Here is a 15120-nt window from a genome sequence, read left to right as displayed (position 1 = left end):
CGACTGTTGCCGGGACTAGCCGCTTCAAGGTCGACTATTCGGTGCTGAAAAATGACGGGTCGACGCTCGGCTGGCTTCCCGTCCAGGATGCCCATGGCCTCAGCTATGAGACGGCGCCTTTTGTCGACGATGTCGAGATCACCGGACATCCGGTGGTCAAGCTTCGGGTCGCGTCTACCGCGACGGATGGCGATTTTTTCGCTTATCTCGAAGAGGTCGGCATTGATGGCAAAGCCGTCGTGCGGTCGCATGGCCGGCTTCGGGCGTCGCACCGGAAATTGGGCACCGCGCCGTTCGATACCCTCGGCCTGCCCTGGCATCGCAGCTTTCGCGAGGATTATACCCCGCTGGAGCCCGGCCAGCCGGTCAGCCTCGAGTTCGACATGCTGCCGACATCGACCATCGTCAAAAAGGGCATGAAGCTTCGTCTGGTGATCGCCGGCGCCGATCCGCGCCAGCGGATGGATCCACCCAGTGGCCCTGCACCCATTGTCACGATCATGTCCGGCGGTGTGCAGGCATCGACCTTGTTGCTGCCCGTCGTTGAGGCGCCATAATGTCCTAGGGGGCTTCGTCGCCATGCAATGGCGGTGTGAACGGCTCGGGATAGACCGGATGAAGGCGCGTCGGCGGCTCGTCCGCCGGCAGCTCGGGGCGGGGGCCCGGCAGAGGCCGCGCGCCCCTGGTCCAGCCGCCGGCATAATCGGCGAGAAAGGTCCGGTAGAAGCGCAGCGCGCTGACCTTCCAGACGCCGTCGCGCTTGACGAAGCGGTTCTCGTAGACGCCCTCGCCGATCTGCGCCTCGCGCTGGTAGACTCCGCGCATGTCCAACGCACGAAAGCGCGCCTTTGCCGAGCGGCCGTCCTTGGCAATGGCAATCACAGGCTGCATCATCAGTGATTGGAACAGGTGTCCATAGTGCGGCGCCTCCCCATTGAGGCGCAGCCGCGCGGCAATGCGCGCCTGACCCAGATAGCGCCCTTCGCCATCGACCTCGAACGTCGCGTCCTTGTCGAACAGGCTCGCAGCCGCTCGCCAGTCGGCGTTGTCCATGTAATAGCCCAGCATATAGTGGAGTCGCTCGATTTCCTGGCGGTCCAGCACGCGGGCGACCGACGATGCGGTAGCGGTGCGCGCCGCCGCTGGCAGACTGCACAGCAGCATCGAAGCGACCAAAGCTGTGAGCATTTTCATTCCGCTGCCTTCGGGATGACGATCGGCTTGCCGGTGACGGGGTGGGCATAGTGGAACGGGGCAACGAAATACGCCGGAAAAACCGGAATGCGGGCTTGAGCTGGCGCGTCCGCCCCCGCTGCGGGGCCGAAGCCGCCGGGCGGTTCGCTGGTTGCCCGCCAATCTTCGGCATCGAGCCGCGCATAGGCCGCCGGATAATAGCGGAGCCGGCTGATCCGCCACACGCCCCGGCGCTTCACATAGTCGTTTTCGTAGACGCCCTCGCCCCACATCGCGTCCTCGCCGGCGGTGGCGAGCTGGGCCAGCACCCGCCATCGCCCCCTGGCCGTTTGGCCGTCCGGCGCAACCGATATCACCGGCATCATCTGCATATGGGTGAACAGGTCACCCTGGCGCAGGCCCGGCCCCCCTTCCAGCGCGAGCGCCCGCCTGACGCCGGCCTTGCCCTTGAAGACCCCGCGCATCGCGAACTCGTAGCGGGCATCGTCCGAAAACAGCGGGACGATCTTGTCCCAGCGCTTCTTGTCGAAATAATAGCCGAACCGGTTCTGCAGCGCCTCGATCTGGTCCCGGTCTTCCAGTCGCGCCACGCGGCGCGCCAGTTCGGCCCTAGAGGCGGGCAGGGCAGGGGGTAGGATAGTCGCACGGTCATTGGCCCCATAGTGATAGGTGGGCACATAGGCGTCCGGATAGGGGCGAGTTGCCGTGGTGGCGGGAAAGGTCGGCGGAAATTTGTCGACCGCCATCTCGCCGCTGCCGGCCGGCCGGCGTAGCGCGGCATCGTCCATCCAGCCGGTTCGATAGGTGCCGAACACCCGGGCGAAATAATGGATTTTCTGAATGCGCCAGAGGCCGTCGACTTTCGCATAGCCAAATTCATAGACGCCTTCGAGCCAATGGAAGGGCTGCCCGTCGGCGGCATTCTGGATCAGGCTGCGCCAGCGGCCTTTGGCGGTCAGGCCGTCGGACGAAAGGCTGGTGACACCCTGCATGATGATGTGGTTGGCCAGCCGCCCGTCAGGGAGGCCCGGTTTGCCGCCGCCGAAGCGATGGAAGAAATACTGCCGCAGCCCTTGCTTTCCGGCATAGCCGCCGCCGGTATATTCGATGGTCGCGGTGTCGGTGAACAGGTCGATCAGGTCATCCCACTGACCTTTTTCGAGAAAATAGCCATAGCTGTGGGTCAGCGTGCGTAACGCCTCCCGATCTTCTGCAGCCTGCACCATCGAAGCCTGCGCGGCATCGGGCTGCTGGCCGGTGCTGGCGGCTGCCGTGTTGAGCGACCAGAGCAGCATGGCGTTGCCGATGACCAGGAGGGTTCGGACGTTCATGCTGATGCTCGGCGCGGGGAAGGGCTAGGCACTGTCCCGTCCTTCGGAAACGCCGTCCAGCTCCTCCCATCCGTCGCGGTCCCGGTGGGAAATGGCCTCGAGGCCGGCGCGCCGGCCGCTGTCCTCCAGATAGGCGATGACCGACTGGCGGAGTGCTCCGCCGGGCAGGATCGGCCGTCCCGGCGGCTCGAACCACAGTGGCGCGAAGCCGGCGCGCAAGCTGCCATCGGCTTCCCACCTTAGCCAGGCGGCAAGGCCGTTGATCGCCTCCGGATGAAAGGGTGCCAGTGAATAGGCCGGATCGGGGGTGAACTCGAACAGCTGTTGGCGGCGCCGGGCCCAGTCGGCCCGCGTCGGATGGTCCTGGTCGGGCGAGAGGGCGCGGGTGACCACGCAGCCATTGCCGAGGCCATGAAAGATCGGCCGGCCGCGATGTAGCTCGATGCCCTGCGCCACATGGGCATGATGACCGATAACGGCATCGGCGCCGGCGTCGATGGCCGCCTGCGCTAGCGGACGCTCATAGGGGGCGAGCGTGCCGGGGCGGTGGGTCAGCCCTTTGTGGAGGGCGACGATCGTCAGCGCGCCGGTAGCCCGTGCGGCGGCGATGTCTGCCTGCAATGCGGCAAGCGATGCTGGATCGATGGCATGGAGCTGTGCCTGTGGGGAGATGGGTGTGCCATCGGCGGTGTCTATACGGACGGCGGCGCAGCCGGCGCGGTCGGGCGTGGCCCAGCCGGCTTCCGGACCGACGCAATTGTAGCTGAGCAGCGCTACTGTGCGGCCCTGCCGGACGATGCGGGCCGGGCGGCGGGCCTCGGCGAGGGTCGCCCCGGCGCCGCAATGGGCGATGCCAAGCGCATCGAGTTCAGCGATGGTGTCGGCAATGCCGATGGCGCCACAGTCTGCCATATGGTTGCCGGCCATGGTGACGGCGCCGAACCCGGCGTCGGCGAGCGCGGCCAGATGGGCGGGGTCGGCGCCGGGGGCGGGGATGTCACCGGCAAGCTCGGTGCCGCGGCGGGTATGCGGGACTTCGAGATGGCCGATCGCGAGATCGGCGGCGCGGGCGAGCGGCGCGATCCCGGAAAGATAGTGGTCCGGCTGATCGACATCGAGGATGATGTCGCCGAACAGCACGATGTCGAGCGGCCTTTGACCGGTTCGGGGCGTCAATCCCTGTCTCCCCGCACAGCCTCGAAGCTGAAGCTGACTTTGACCACGGGATCGATCGGCAGGCCGATATCCTTGAGGCCGACGCCATAATCCTCGCGCGCGATGCGGGCGGTGCCGCTGACCTTGCGGCTGGCGCCGCTGCCGGCGAGGGTGAAGTCGATGGACTGTGGACGGCTGGCGCCGTTGAGGCTGAGCGTGCCGCGCGCCTGGAAAGCGTTTTTGCCGAGCGCGCGGACATCATCGGCGCGGAAGCTGGCGCGGGGCTGGCGCTGGACGCTGAGGAAGCCATCGCTGAGCGTCGTCTCGCGCTGGGCTTCGTCACCCATGGTCAGGCTTTCGAGCTCGATGTCGATCGCGATGCTGGCGCCGGCCGGGTCTTCCGGGTTCATCCGGATGGTGCCGCCCCATTGGCCGAACTCGCCGGTCATGGTGCCGCCACCCGCCACCACGGCGAAGCCGAGTGCGCCGCCCGGCTGGATGCGCCAGGCTGGCGGTGCTGCCGGTGGCGCCGCGGTCGCGGCCGCTGCCTCCGGGACGGGCTCCGGCAGGGTTGTCGCGGGTTCGGGTGCGGCTGCCAGGCCGGGTTCGGTGTCGGGGGCTTCCGGGGGCGTGGTCCCGATCTCCTCGGTAGCAGGACCCGCGACACCGGGCGTCGATGCACCGATGGCGCGCGCGGGGGTGACCGCCATCGTTTCGGGCAGGCGCGTGCCAGCGATGACGGCGCCGGCCAGCAGCAGAGCAATGATCCCGAACAGCGCCGGCGAGCGGCTCGGTACCATGCGCCATAGCAGGCCATCGCGCAGCAGCAGCTGGTGGCGGAGGGCACCGGCGACATGGGCCAGAATCAGCGCAACGCCGACCCAGGCCAACAGCTGGTGCGCGGCTTCGACCGACGGGTGGGCGGAGGCCGGTACCGGCAGGTGCGGGAGCGGCAGGACACCGAACAGCCGCGTCGGCACGCGCACCGGGGCGGTGGAGACGACCAGCCAGCCGGTGAACGGCGCCAGCAGCATGAAGCCATAGAGACCCGCATGGGCGAAGGCCGCGAGCCGGCCCTGCCAGCCCTGCTCAGCCGGCATTGGCCGCGGCGCCACCAGCCGCTGCGCCACCCGCGCCAGCGTGAGGACGAGGATCAGGATCCCGATCGACTTGTGAAGCTGCCAGGCATTGAAGAAGCGCAGGCCGTCTTCGGTCATCGTCCAGCCAAGCGCCAGCTGCAGGGCGATCAGCAAGGCAATCACCCAGTGCAGCAGCATGGCGACACGGCTGTAGCGTTGGGTGGCCGGAGAGATGGCCACGGTCGGCTGGCCTAGCGCTTGAAGCCCTGGAACTGAGCCTGGATGGCTTCCTCGCCGCCCTTCAGCCCTTCCACGGCGATGCGGATGACCATCCGGTCACCGACGAGCGGGGTAAAGAAGCCCATGTCGAAGTCGGTCCGGTTGAGGACGAGCATCGCGTCGGCCGCACAGACCGGGTATTTGAGGGTCGGGTTGCGCTCCTCACGGCATGAAGCGCGCTCGACCTGCAGCGTCACCGGTCGGGTGATGCCCTTGATGGTCAGCTTGCCGGTTACCGACTTCAGCGCGGCGCCGTCAAACGCCAGATTGTCCGAGGTGAAGGTGATGGTGGGGAATTTCTCGACGTTGAAGAAGGCGGGCTCCTTGAGCCGCTTGTCGAGCAGGTCAACGCCGGTATCGACCGAGGCAACGTCGATGACGACATTGATCTTGGCGGTGCGGGCATCGGGGGCGACCTCGATGGTCCCTTCGGTTTTGTTGAAGCGTCCCCGACCCGTCGACAGGTTGAAGTGGTTCCATTCGAAGGTGGTGAAGCTGTGATACGGATCGATGGTGAAGGTGCCGCTGAGCCAGGCCGGGACGGCGCCGGAGGGGATGCCCTGGACGCTGCCTTGAGCCGTGTTCTGGGCGGAATTCTGGGCGCTGGCCGGCGCCGCAAGGGCGAGGCAGCTGGCCAACATCAGACCTGCAATGTGCGAAGCGCGGCCGATCATATCAATCCTCTCCCGTGATTCTTGTCGTTGATGCTAGGCATAACAATATCGTTGAGTTTGTCTACATTCTTTGTTTGGATAGTATAAAATGCCGTGCTAGATTGCCGGCAGCGTCAATCACAGGGCCGAACCACGGCCCGATCGCGCGTAATGGGAGGATGCATGACATATCGTTCGGAATTGAAGCGGATTGGCCAGCTGTTGTCGATGGCGGCGTTGCTGGCCGTGCCGGCGGGCGCGCAACAGGCAGCCGGAACGGCGACAACCGTCAAGCGGCCGCAGGTCCAGTCATCGGGCATGGCCTGCGACCCGGTCGGTACGCTGAGCTTTCTCTGCGGCATGGGCAATGCGGAGGATCTGGTGACACTGCCGGGGACGCGCTGGATCGTCGCCGGGGGAATCGGCGACCGGCGTGGCGTCCCCGCCCGGCCCGGCCTGCGGCTGATCGATTCGAAGACGCTCGACTGGCATCACTGGATCCCCGAGGGCCCGATGGCGGTGGCGCATGACGCCACGGCCTTTCCCGGCTGCGCGACGCCGCCCGATGTGAAGAAATTCATGGCCCATGGGATCGCGGCACGCGCGACCGGGCCGCAGCGCGCCAGGCTTTATGCGATCAATCACGCCGATCGTGAAAGCATTGAGGTGTTCGATGTCGACACCGGCGCCGACATGCCGCGCGCCACCTGGGTCGGATGCCTGATGCCGAAGGCGCCGCTCAACACCAACAGCGTCACGGCGGCACCGGACGGTACAGTCTATGCCACGGTGTTCATCGGGCCAGGCCACAACATCGACGAAGTTTTTGCCGGCAAGCCAACCGGAGAGGTCATTACGTGGCGGCCGGGGCAGGCTGAGTCGGTGTCTGTGCCCGGAACCTCGCTGTCAGGTCCCAACGGGATCGAGATTTCGCCGGATGGCAACCTCATCTATGTGGCGGCGTTCGGCAGCAAACAGGTCCATGTCTTTGATCGCAAAGGCAAGAATCGCGGCATTGCGCAGCTCGGCAACTATTGGCCGGACAATATCCGCTGGGATGATCAGGGTCGTCTCGTCGCTGCCGGCATGAACAACAATGACGCCAAGTGCGTCGAGCCGGCGCGACTGGAAGACGCCGATCCGAAATCGGCCTGCTACAAGGAATATGTCGTCGAGGCGGTCGATCCGGCGACGCTCAAGGTGACCCCGATCGACAAGGCGCCGACAACGCTGACCTTCAGCCATGCCACAGTCGCCCTCATCCGGGACAAGGTGATGCTGATGGGCACCGTGGGCGCCGATCGGCTCGCGTATCGCAAGCTCGACTAGCCGCCGCAAGGCTAAAACCGGTCCGGCGTTGCCGGGCCGGGCTAGCGGAAACAGTCGGTGTAGATCCTGTCCAGCAGGCTGGCCAGCTGGTGCCGTTCTTCCGGGCTCAATGTCTCGAGGACATCATGTTCGACCAGTTCAAGTTTGGCAAACATGTCGTCCAGCGCCGCCTCTCCGGTCGGCGTGATGAACAGCGCGTGGCGGCGACGGTCCGTCTGCGAGCGCTCCCGACGTGCCCATTTCCGCCGCTCAAGGTCGTCGATGATGATGACGGCGAGGGACTTGTCCAGGCCGATTTCGCGCGCCACGGCGATCTGCGACAGACCGGGGTTGGCGGAAATGATGGCAAGCGCGGAGAAGAGACCGTGCCGGAGGTCATGGTCCGCCAGCACCGCGGCGAAATTGCGCGACAGCTGGTTCTGGATACGGCGGAGCCGGAACCCGACGAAATTGCCGAGCCTGCCCAGTTCCAGATCGCCTTGGTCGGTGTCCAATTCTGCAGGTACGTTTCTCATGGGGTCGACCACTACTGAAATGCCGCTCCAGTGCAAGCGTGCAGATAATACGAATACAAGATGGTTGACATTAAAAACCTTTTTTGATGTACAGTTGAGGCAATATGACAAAGGGGGAGGGCGTCATGCGTTGTGCTGAGACGTCGGTTGTTCGGATGGCTCGTCAGTGAGCCTGCCGTCGGATAATCGCAAGGCGGGAGATGACCCGGTCAAGGCGTCGAAAGCCGAGCGTATTCCCATGATTGTCGGCGCCGTCGCCCTGACGGGCGCGCTCGGCGTGGATGCGGTCGCCGTCGCGGGGCGCCATATCGGTATCAACCTGCTAGGCTCCATCGAAGTGGTGCAGATGTGCATGGTTGTCGCGGCCACTAGCGCCATCGTGCTGGCCACGATCAGCGCCAGCCACGCGCGCGTTCAGATTCTTCTGGAGCGGCTGAGCCGAACCGCCGCCCGGCGGTTCGACAGGCTGGCCGATTTTGCCAGCGCACTGGCCTTTTTGTGGCTCGTCATCGGCTCGGCATGGCTGCTCGTTGAAACCTGGACAGGCAGCGAGATGACCGAACTGCTGAACATTCCCCTGCGCTGGATCCGGCTTGTCTGGATCGGCGGTGCGGCTTTGACGGCCGTGCTGTTCCTGCGCATGGCCCTGCGCAAAGTGGATGGCTGATGACGCCCGAGCTTGTCGGTCTGGCGGGCGTCATCCTGCTGCTGGTGGTCCTTGCCATGGGGTTGCCGATCGGCATCGCCCTGATCACCGTCGGCGGGCTGGGCCTCGGCGTCATGCTGTCGGTCGAGGCGGCGACCATCAAGGCGGCGATCACGGCCTTTGAAACGCTGTCGCGCTATGAACTGGGCGTATTGCCGCTGTTCGTGCTGATGGCGCATTTGTGCTTCGCGGCAGGGGCCAGCCGGGACTTCTTCGATGTCGCCGCGCGGTTTGTCGGACATCGCCCCGGGGGGCTGGCGATTTCCTCGATTGCTGGCTGTGCCGGCTTCGGCGCGATCAGTGGCTCCAGCCTGGCCACCGTGGCCACCATCACATCGGTGGCGCTGCCCGAAATGCGCAAGGCCGGCTATTCCCCGGCCTTCGCGACCGGCGCACTGGCGGCGGGCGGCACGCTGGGGGCGCTGATTCCGCCGTCCGGCGCGCTGATCGTGTTTGGCATCATCGCGGAAGTGTCGATCGGTCAGCTGTTTGCGGCGGCGGTGATTCCCGGCCTTACCCAGGCGTTGTTCTACATTCTGGCTATCGTGCTGATGTGTCGCCTCAAGCCATCGCTCGGCCCGCCGTCGGCGCGTGTCGGATGGCCGGAGAGATTGGCGTTCCTGGTCAATATCATCGACATCGGATTGCTGATCCTCTTCGTTATCGGCGGTCTGTTCGTCGGCTGGTTCACGCCGACCGAGGCTGCGTCGGTCGGGTCGGTCGGTGCGCTGCTGCTTTGCTGGCGCCGCGGCCGGCTGAACCGTGACAGCTTTGCCACGGCGATGACCGCAACCCTGCGCACCACCGGCATGATCTATGTCGTTATCATCGGCGCCATCCTGTTCGCCACCTTCATCACCGTCACCGGACTGGCCGACTGGCTGTCCGGCTCCGTCACGTCGATGGATCTCGGACCGATCCTCACAATCGTTCTGATTGCTGCGGTGCTGCTGGTTCTCGGCTCGTTTCTTGACGGGCTGGCGTTGATGCTGCTGGCAACGCCGATCTTCCTGCCGATCGCAATGGAGCTTGGCATGAGCCCGATATGGTTCGGCATATTCCTGGTGCGCACCATGGAGATCGGCTTCGTCCATCCCCCATTGGGGCTGAACGTTTATGTCATCCAGAATATTGCGCAGGACATCCCGCTCCAGACCATCTTCCGGGGCATCATCCCGTTCCTGCTGACCGACCTGCTACATCTCGGGCTGCTCATCGCCGTGCCGGCGCTCACCCTGTGGCTGCCTTCGGTGGTCCGCTGATGAAATGGGGTCCTGTCCTTACACTGGTGTGGTTGCTGTTGCTGGCGGGGTGCAATGCGCCGGCGCCGCGCGTGGAGGACAGTGTCACGCTGACCTATGCGAGCCCCTATCCCCCGAGCCATCCGTTCTCCCGGGCTGATGCGGCGTGGATCCGGCATGTCGAGGCTGAGTCCGATGGGCGTCTTTCGATACGGCCCTTCTGGTCCGGCTCACTGCTGTCCTCGCAGGAAAGCATGGACGAACTGCGGCACGGCGTTGCCGATATCGGCGTGATCTCGCCGATCTATGCGCGGGGCGGCGCGCATGTGCAGCGGGCCCAGGCCGGCTTTTACGCTGGCGTTCGCAGCATTGAGGACCAGGTCAGCGTCTACAAATGCCTTGCCGATACGTTTCCGGCGCTGAATCGGGAGCTTCATGGCCTGCATGTGCTGGCGGTACAGGGCGGCAACCTCCCCGGCGTGCTGACGCGGGGAACGCCGGTGCGCAGCCTCGACGACCTGCGCGGTCTCAGGCTGCGCGCGCCGACCGAGAACCTCGAGGTCCTGCGCGAATTGGGGGCCGATCCGGTCAACATGCCGATGGGCGAAGTCTATTCGGCGCTGGCCAAGAACGTCATCGACGGGGTGATTGCGCCCGCCGACACCATGCGCAGCCTGCATTTCGCCGAAGTCGCGCGCTATTTCACGACCTTGCAAGTCAGCCGCGGGGCCTATCCGGCGCGCGCGATCGGGCTGCGGCGGTGGAATGCGCTGCCGCAGGATCTGCGCGATATCCTCACAGCAGCGCAGCCCGTTTGGGAAGCGGCGCTGGCCGAGGGGATATCGGCTTCCGATGCGTCCGGCATCGCCTATGGTCGTCAGGAAGGCATTGCCATTCTGGCCGTGTCCCCCGAAGACCAGCAGCGTTTCGACGCGCTCTATAATCGCAACGCCGCCCGCATCGCGGACGGCCTGACGCGCTACGACACCGATGGGCGGGCCATGCTGCAAACTGCCCAGAGACTGATCTCGCAGTCGCCGGAACAGCACGGCCCGGACTGCATGCAACAGACAAGGTACAGGGAAGACTTGCCATGAATACAACTGCCTCGGCCCTCGACAGGCCGCTGGAAGGTCTGCGCGTCATCGATCTCACCCGTGCGCTGGCCGGGCCCTATGCCACGCTGCTGCTGGCCGGGCTGGGCGCCGAGGTGATCAAGGTGGAAGATCCGCGCGGCGGCGATCTGGCGCGCGAGAACAGCCCCTATGTCGGGCGGGAAGGCGTGGTCGTCGAGCGTGAGCATGACGACGATGTTTCCATTTCCCATCTGACCCGCGCGCGCGGCAAGCATGGCGTGACCCTCAACCTCAAATCACCCGAGGCCGGCGCGGTGTTCGCCGACCTGTGCCGCAATGCCGATATCGTCGTCGAGAATTTCAGTGCCGGCACGGCAGACCGGCTCGGCGTGGGCTATGAGGCGGCAAAGGCGGCCCGGCCCGATATCCTCTATTGCTCGCTGTCGGGCTTCGGCGCGGACCATGCCGAGGGCGGAAAGGCCATGGATGTGATCATCCAGGCCCTGTCCGGGGCGATGTACACGTCCGGCGAGCCGAACGCCCCACCGGTGCGGATCGGCATTCCCATTGCCGACATGCTGGCGCCGGTGTTCGCGGTGATCGGCATATTGTCGGCGCTCGAGCAGCGTCATCGCACTGGCGTGGGGCAGCGGATTGACGTGTCGATGCTGGGTGCGCTGACATCGTTCGTGGCGATCGAGAACTGGTCGGCGATGGCGGCTGCCGGCATGCCGGCGCGGACCGGGCTGACCGTGCAACGCCTGTCGCCGTTCGGCGTCTTCGAGTGCGCCGACGGCTATGTGGCGGTGGTTGCGGTGCATGAAAAGCTGGCGCGCGGCCTGTTTCGGGCGATGGGCCAGCCGGAACTGGGCGACGATGCGCGCTTCAACAGCCGCGATGTCCGGGTGGCCAATGCCGAGGAAATCGAGGCGCGCATCACGGCCTGGAGCCGCACCTTGCCGACCGCGACAGTGGTCGAAAGGCTCAGCGCCGAGGGCGTGCCGGTCGCGCCGGTGCGTCATCCCGAGGATGCGCTGCTCGATCCCCGGGTGGTGGCCCGCGGCGAGACCATGTCCATCGCCCATCCGAGCTACCAGTCTACGCTGAAGCTGCGGACCGCCGGAATCCCCATTCGCTTTTCGGACGCGCAGGTCGCCTTTGACGATGTCATCCCCATCTCCATCGGCGAGCACAACCAGCGGATCTATGGTGACCTGCTTGGCTATAGCGCCGAGCGCCTCACCGAGCTGGCACGATCAGGAACGATCTGATGGCGCGGGCGGCCCTGCAGGCCATCGCCGCCGCTGTCGGTGACGAAGACGCCTTTGCCGCGCAGCTTGCCGCATCCGGGGCCAGGGCCATTCGCACGCTTGGCGTCGATGCGCCGTTGACGTTGCTGCGCGCGGCCGGTTTTTTGCCCGTTCGATTGACGCCGACCCTGTCGGAGGCCACGCCGCGCGCCGATGCGCTGCTCGGCAAGTCGCCGATCGGCCCGCGAGCCCGGCGGCTGCTCGAGCGGCTGCTGCAGCCATCTCTCGCTGACGCACCGATCCTCATTACCCATGCCGACGAGGAGCAGGTGCAGGTGTTCAACGCGCTGCGGGCACTGGCGCGGATGGGCGATCCCGGCCCGCGCCATGTGCATATGTTGGATCTTCTGCATCAGCCCCGGGATGCGACGCGTCAGTATAATGAGAAGCGCATCGCCCGGCTGCTGCCCTGGCTGGTGGAGAGGGGCGGGACCATCGTAGATGACGAGGCGCTGGCCGGGCAGGCGCAGCGCGAAGAGCCATTGCGTGCTTCATTGGCGAAGCTCGATGGCATGCGCGCGGCGTCGGCTTCGCCGATCACGGGTGTCGAGGCGCTGCAGGTCGCGGCGGCAACGGCGATCCTGCCGCCGGAGGATCTCGTCGGCCTTGTCGAGGCGATCATCGCTGAACAGGCGCCATCGTCGTCGGCCAATGGTGCCGAGCGCCTGTTCGTGACCGGCAGCGACATCGAGGATGATCGCGTCTTCGCGGCGCTGGAGGCCGACGGCGCGGTGATTGTCGGAGACGATCTCGGCTGGGGATTGACTTCGAGGTCTGCGCCAGCGCCCTGCACGCTTGCCGAGGCGGCCGATCCCTCCCGTGCCCGTCCACCGGGACAGATCGCGCCGCGCGCCCGGGCAGAGGCTGCCATCGCCATGGCCGATGGTCGAGCCGTTGATCGCCTTGTGCATGTGATGCGCGAGGGCGATGAAGCGGCGGCCTGGGGCTTTGCGCCGCTTGCCCGGACTGCCGGGCATCGGCCGGTTCGACGGATTACCCCTGGTTTGCAGCCTCGGCCGGACGCTCGTCCGTCCTCTGACACGGGCCGCCCGGCCCCGGTGCGGGCTCGCAAGCTGCTTGCCGCCGGCAAGGCATTCGGAACGTTTCAGCGCGACTGGTTTGCGGAGATCGTGGCGACGACAGCCGCCGGCGCGCCGCTGGCCGTGGTCAATGCCAATGCCCCGCAGGAAATCCTGCGCGCCCTGGGGGTGCCCTTCGTGATCAACCAGTGGTGGGCGTCGATTGTTGCCGCCAAGCAGCAATCCCGTCGTTTTGCGGCGCTTCTGGGATCCGCTGGCTATCCCGCCGATGCCGAAGCGTATAGCGCGCAGGGCGTGGCTTCGGCGCTGGACAGTGATCAGGCGCTGGCACCCTGGGGCGGGCTGCCGCGGCCGCGCTATGTTCAGGCGGTCACCTCCACCGATGCCACCCTCGGTATCTACGACGCCTGGGCCCATGAGACGGGCGCGACCCCCTATCTCTATGAACGCAGCGTCGATCCGCGCTGGCAGGTCGATTGCCGCTGGTGGGACGATCTGCCGGACAAATGGGACGAGGTCATCGAGCCCGAGCGTCTGGACCTGATGGTGGCGGAGCTGCGCGAGATGGCCGCCATGGTCACGTCGGAAACCGGCCGGCCGCTGGACGACGACCGGCTTCGCGAGGTCATGACCCTGGTCAATGAGCAGGAGCGGTCCTATCTCGACACAAGGGACCGGATCGCCGAGGCGCCGAGCGCGCCCATTACCATCGTCGACAGCATGCCGGCCACCATGATCCCGCAATGGCATCGTGGCACGGCCTGGGCACGAGACGCGGCGCGGGAATTCCATGACGAGGTCGCGGCGCGGGTCGATCGCGGTGATGCGGCCGTCGCCGATGAGCGCGTGCGGCTGATGTGGGTCGGGCGCGGGCTGTGGAGCAATATTTCCTTTTACCAGACATGGGAGGAGAGCCATGGCGCGGTGTTCGTCTGGTCGATGTATCTGGCGCTGGCCGCAGACGGATATATCCGCGCGTTCGATCGCGGTCGCGATCCGCTGCGGGCGCTGGCGGCGCGATTCGTGACGATGGGGGACGAACTGCGGACTCCCTGCTGGGCCGGGCCGTGGCATGTCCATGAGGCTGAAACGCACCGTGTTGATGGGGTGGTGGCCTTGTCGGATGCGGACCCGTTCGTGCTGCGTGCGCTCACCGATGCCGGCATTCCTGTTCTGGCTCTCGATCTGGACAACTATACTTCGGATGCGATCGATCATCGTCTGGTCGCGAGGGTGACTGCGTTCATCGAAGGTCCGGCAGCCAAGCAAGCGCAGCAACGCAGGCGCACCGTTTCTCGATAAATATGAGCGATAACAAATATTTGTAATTTTTTAGCGGCAGAATATCGCATGTTGGTGTGATTTATAAAAACAACTGTTGACTTTATATACTATCAAAAGAAAAATGCGATCATCGTCTCGCAAAGGATCGGACTAGACCGGCCATCGGACGTGGGGGAGGTAGATATGATCAACGATACTCGTACGCATGTTCGCCATGGGATCAGCGCCATGGCGATTGCCGTGATGTTCATATCCGCGCCGGCAATGTCCCAGTCAGTGGGAAATGTGGAGGCGCCGCAGGGTGATGACAGCGACCAGATCGTCGTCACCGGCAGCCGTATTCGCGGCGCCGCGCCTGTCGGTTCCGCCGTGATCGCCCTCGACAATGCCGATCTGGTCCAGTCGGGCGCCGTCACCACGGCGCAGGCCCTGCAGGAACTGCCGCAGGTCTTCAATCTTGGTATTTCCGAAAATGCACGTGGCCAGGCCGGTGGTTCCGGCAACGTTACCTATGGTACGGCGATCAACCTGCGCGGCATCGGCCCGTTCGCGACCCTGACGCTCGTCAATGGTCACCGGCTGCCCAATAGCGGTACGCTCGGCCAGGCGGTCGATCCCTCCGTGATACCGACGGTGGCGTTGCGGACGGTTGAGGTCGTGGCAGACGGCGCGTCGGCCATCTATGGGTCCGATGCGGTCGCCGGCGTCGTTAACCTGATCATGCGCAACGATTTCGAAGGGCTGGAGGTCCGCGGTCGCTACGGCTTTGCCGATGCGTACGACGAGCGGCAGATCAGCGTGCTCGCTGGGCACAAGTGGGACACCGGCAGTGTCACCATCGCCTATGAGCACGCCTACCAGAGCGGGCTCAACGGTCAGGACCGGGATTTCTTCCGTTCCGATCTCACGCGCTTCGGCGGCCGGGATT

Annotated in this window: 14 protein-coding genes; 8 read left to right on the top strand and 6 right to left on the bottom strand. The window is 65.5% G+C overall.

Features of this window, described 5'->3' with window-relative positions:
* On the top strand, window positions 1-557 hold a 557-nt coding region (locus ACTIFJ_RS07830; protein ID WP_439533539.1), incomplete at its 5' end, for a CocE/NonD family hydrolase.
* A 4-nt stretch (window positions 558-561) separates the two neighbouring features.
* On the opposite strand, the gene ACTIFJ_RS07825 is transcribed toward ACTIFJ_RS07830, so the two are convergent.
* Genes ACTIFJ_RS07825 through ACTIFJ_RS07805 form a run of 5 tightly spaced genes read right to left on the bottom strand, consistent with a single transcriptional unit; the run spans window position 562 to window position 5679 of the window.
* Complete coding sequence (locus ACTIFJ_RS07825) at window positions 562-1194, bottom strand: nuclear transport factor 2 family protein (protein WP_439533538.1); 633 nt, start codon at window positions 1192-1194, stop codon at window positions 562-564.
* Window positions 1191-2525, bottom strand: coding sequence for a nuclear transport factor 2 family protein (locus ACTIFJ_RS07820; protein ID WP_439533537.1), 1335 nt, complete (start codon window positions 2523-2525; stop codon window positions 1191-1193). Before ACTIFJ_RS07820 ends, ACTIFJ_RS07825 begins: the two co-directional genes overlap by 4 nt.
* A gap of 24 nt (window positions 2526-2549) precedes the next feature.
* Entirely contained in the window at window positions 2550-3701 is a 1152-nt protein-coding gene (locus ACTIFJ_RS07815) for a CapA family protein (protein ID WP_439533536.1), read from the bottom strand.
* Window positions 3698-4999 carry a cytochrome b/b6 domain-containing protein gene (locus tag ACTIFJ_RS07810; RefSeq protein WP_439533535.1) on the bottom strand — a complete coding sequence of 434 codons (1302 nt, stop codon included), beginning with the start codon at window positions 4997-4999 and terminating at the stop codon, window positions 3698-3700. The genes ACTIFJ_RS07815 and ACTIFJ_RS07810 overlap by 4 nt, the downstream gene beginning before the upstream one ends.
* Before the next feature lie 11 nt (window positions 5000-5010).
* Window positions 5011-5679: a YceI family protein gene (locus ACTIFJ_RS07805; protein WP_439533534.1), complete on the bottom strand. Its 669-nt coding sequence runs from the start codon at window positions 5677-5679 to the stop codon at window positions 5011-5013.
* Window positions 5680-5874: 195 nt separating this feature from the next.
* Between ACTIFJ_RS07805 and ACTIFJ_RS07800 the strand changes: the two genes are divergently transcribed.
* On the top strand, window positions 5875-7020 hold the full coding sequence (locus ACTIFJ_RS07800; RefSeq protein WP_439533533.1) for an SMP-30/gluconolactonase/LRE family protein: 1146 nt from the start codon (window positions 5875-5877) through the stop codon (window positions 7018-7020).
* Between the two features lie 41 nt (window positions 7021-7061).
* Here ACTIFJ_RS07800 and ACTIFJ_RS07795 read toward each other — a convergent pair whose 3' ends face one another.
* Entirely contained in the window at window positions 7062-7571 is a 510-nt protein-coding gene (locus ACTIFJ_RS07795) for a MarR family winged helix-turn-helix transcriptional regulator (protein ID WP_439533532.1), read from the bottom strand.
* Window positions 7572-7701: 130 nt separating this feature from the next.
* Here ACTIFJ_RS07795 and ACTIFJ_RS07790 point away from each other — a divergent pair, with 130 nt between their 5' ends.
* The 6 genes from ACTIFJ_RS07790 to ACTIFJ_RS07765 all read left to right on the top strand — a co-directional run.
* Window positions 7702-8202, top strand: coding sequence for a TRAP transporter small permease (locus ACTIFJ_RS07790; RefSeq protein WP_439533531.1), 501 nt, complete (start codon window positions 7702-7704; stop codon window positions 8200-8202).
* Window positions 8202-9503, top strand: coding sequence for a TRAP transporter large permease (locus ACTIFJ_RS07785; RefSeq protein ID WP_439533530.1), 1302 nt, complete (start codon window positions 8202-8204; stop codon window positions 9501-9503). Before ACTIFJ_RS07790 ends, ACTIFJ_RS07785 begins: the two co-directional genes overlap by 1 nt.
* On the top strand, window positions 9503-10579 hold the full coding sequence (gene dctP / locus ACTIFJ_RS07780) for a TRAP transporter substrate-binding protein DctP (protein ID WP_439533529.1): 1077 nt from the start codon (window positions 9503-9505) through the stop codon (window positions 10577-10579). The genes ACTIFJ_RS07785 and dctP overlap by 1 nt, the downstream gene beginning before the upstream one ends.
* Window positions 10576-11829 (top strand): CaiB/BaiF CoA transferase family protein, encoded by a 1254-nt coding sequence (locus tag ACTIFJ_RS07775; RefSeq protein ID WP_439533528.1) that lies wholly within the window; start codon window positions 10576-10578, stop codon window positions 11827-11829. The genes dctP and ACTIFJ_RS07775 overlap by 4 nt, the downstream gene beginning before the upstream one ends.
* Entirely contained in the window at window positions 11829-14210 is a 2382-nt protein-coding gene (locus tag ACTIFJ_RS07770) for a 2-hydroxyacyl-CoA dehydratase (protein ID WP_439533527.1), read from the top strand. Before ACTIFJ_RS07775 ends, ACTIFJ_RS07770 begins: the two co-directional genes overlap by 1 nt.
* Window positions 14211-14375: 165 nt before the next feature.
* On the top strand, window positions 14376-15120 hold a 745-nt coding region (locus ACTIFJ_RS07765; protein WP_439533526.1), incomplete at its 3' end, for a TonB-dependent receptor plug domain-containing protein.

The sequence above is a fragment of the Polymorphobacter sp. genome, from assembly GCF_051860865.1.
Classification (GTDB): Bacteria; Pseudomonadota; Alphaproteobacteria; order Sphingomonadales; family Sphingomonadaceae; genus Sandarakinorhabdus.
The sequence above is the reverse complement of the archived record's forward strand: the minus strand, read 5'-3'. Positions and strand labels throughout refer to the sequence as shown.

Bases quoted from the DNA above. Each gene is read 5' to 3' on its own strand.
- ACTIFJ_RS07770 (WP_439533527.1), top strand. From the start codon at position 11,829: ATGGCGCGGGCGGCCCTGCAGGCCATCGCCGCCGCTGTCGGTGACGAA.
- ACTIFJ_RS07805 (WP_439533534.1), bottom strand. From the start codon at position 5,679: ATGTTGGCCAGCTGCCTCGCCCTTGCGGCGCCGGCCAGCGCCCAGAAT.
- ACTIFJ_RS07800 (WP_439533533.1), top strand. From the start codon at position 5,875: ATGACATATCGTTCGGAATTGAAGCGGATTGGCCAGCTGTTGTCGATG.
- ACTIFJ_RS07785 (WP_439533530.1), top strand. From the start codon at position 8,202: ATGACGCCCGAGCTTGTCGGTCTGGCGGGCGTCATCCTGCTGCTGGTG.
- ACTIFJ_RS07775 (WP_439533528.1), top strand. From the start codon at position 10,576: ATGAATACAACTGCCTCGGCCCTCGACAGGCCGCTGGAAGGTCTGCGC.
- ACTIFJ_RS07825 (WP_439533538.1), bottom strand. From the start codon at position 1,194: ATGAAAATGCTCACAGCTTTGGTCGCTTCGATGCTGCTGTGCAGTCTG.
- ACTIFJ_RS07820 (WP_439533537.1), bottom strand. From the start codon at position 2,525: ATGAACGTCCGAACCCTCCTGGTCATCGGCAACGCCATGCTGCTCTGG.
- dctP (WP_439533529.1), top strand. From the start codon at position 9,503: ATGAAATGGGGTCCTGTCCTTACACTGGTGTGGTTGCTGTTGCTGGCG.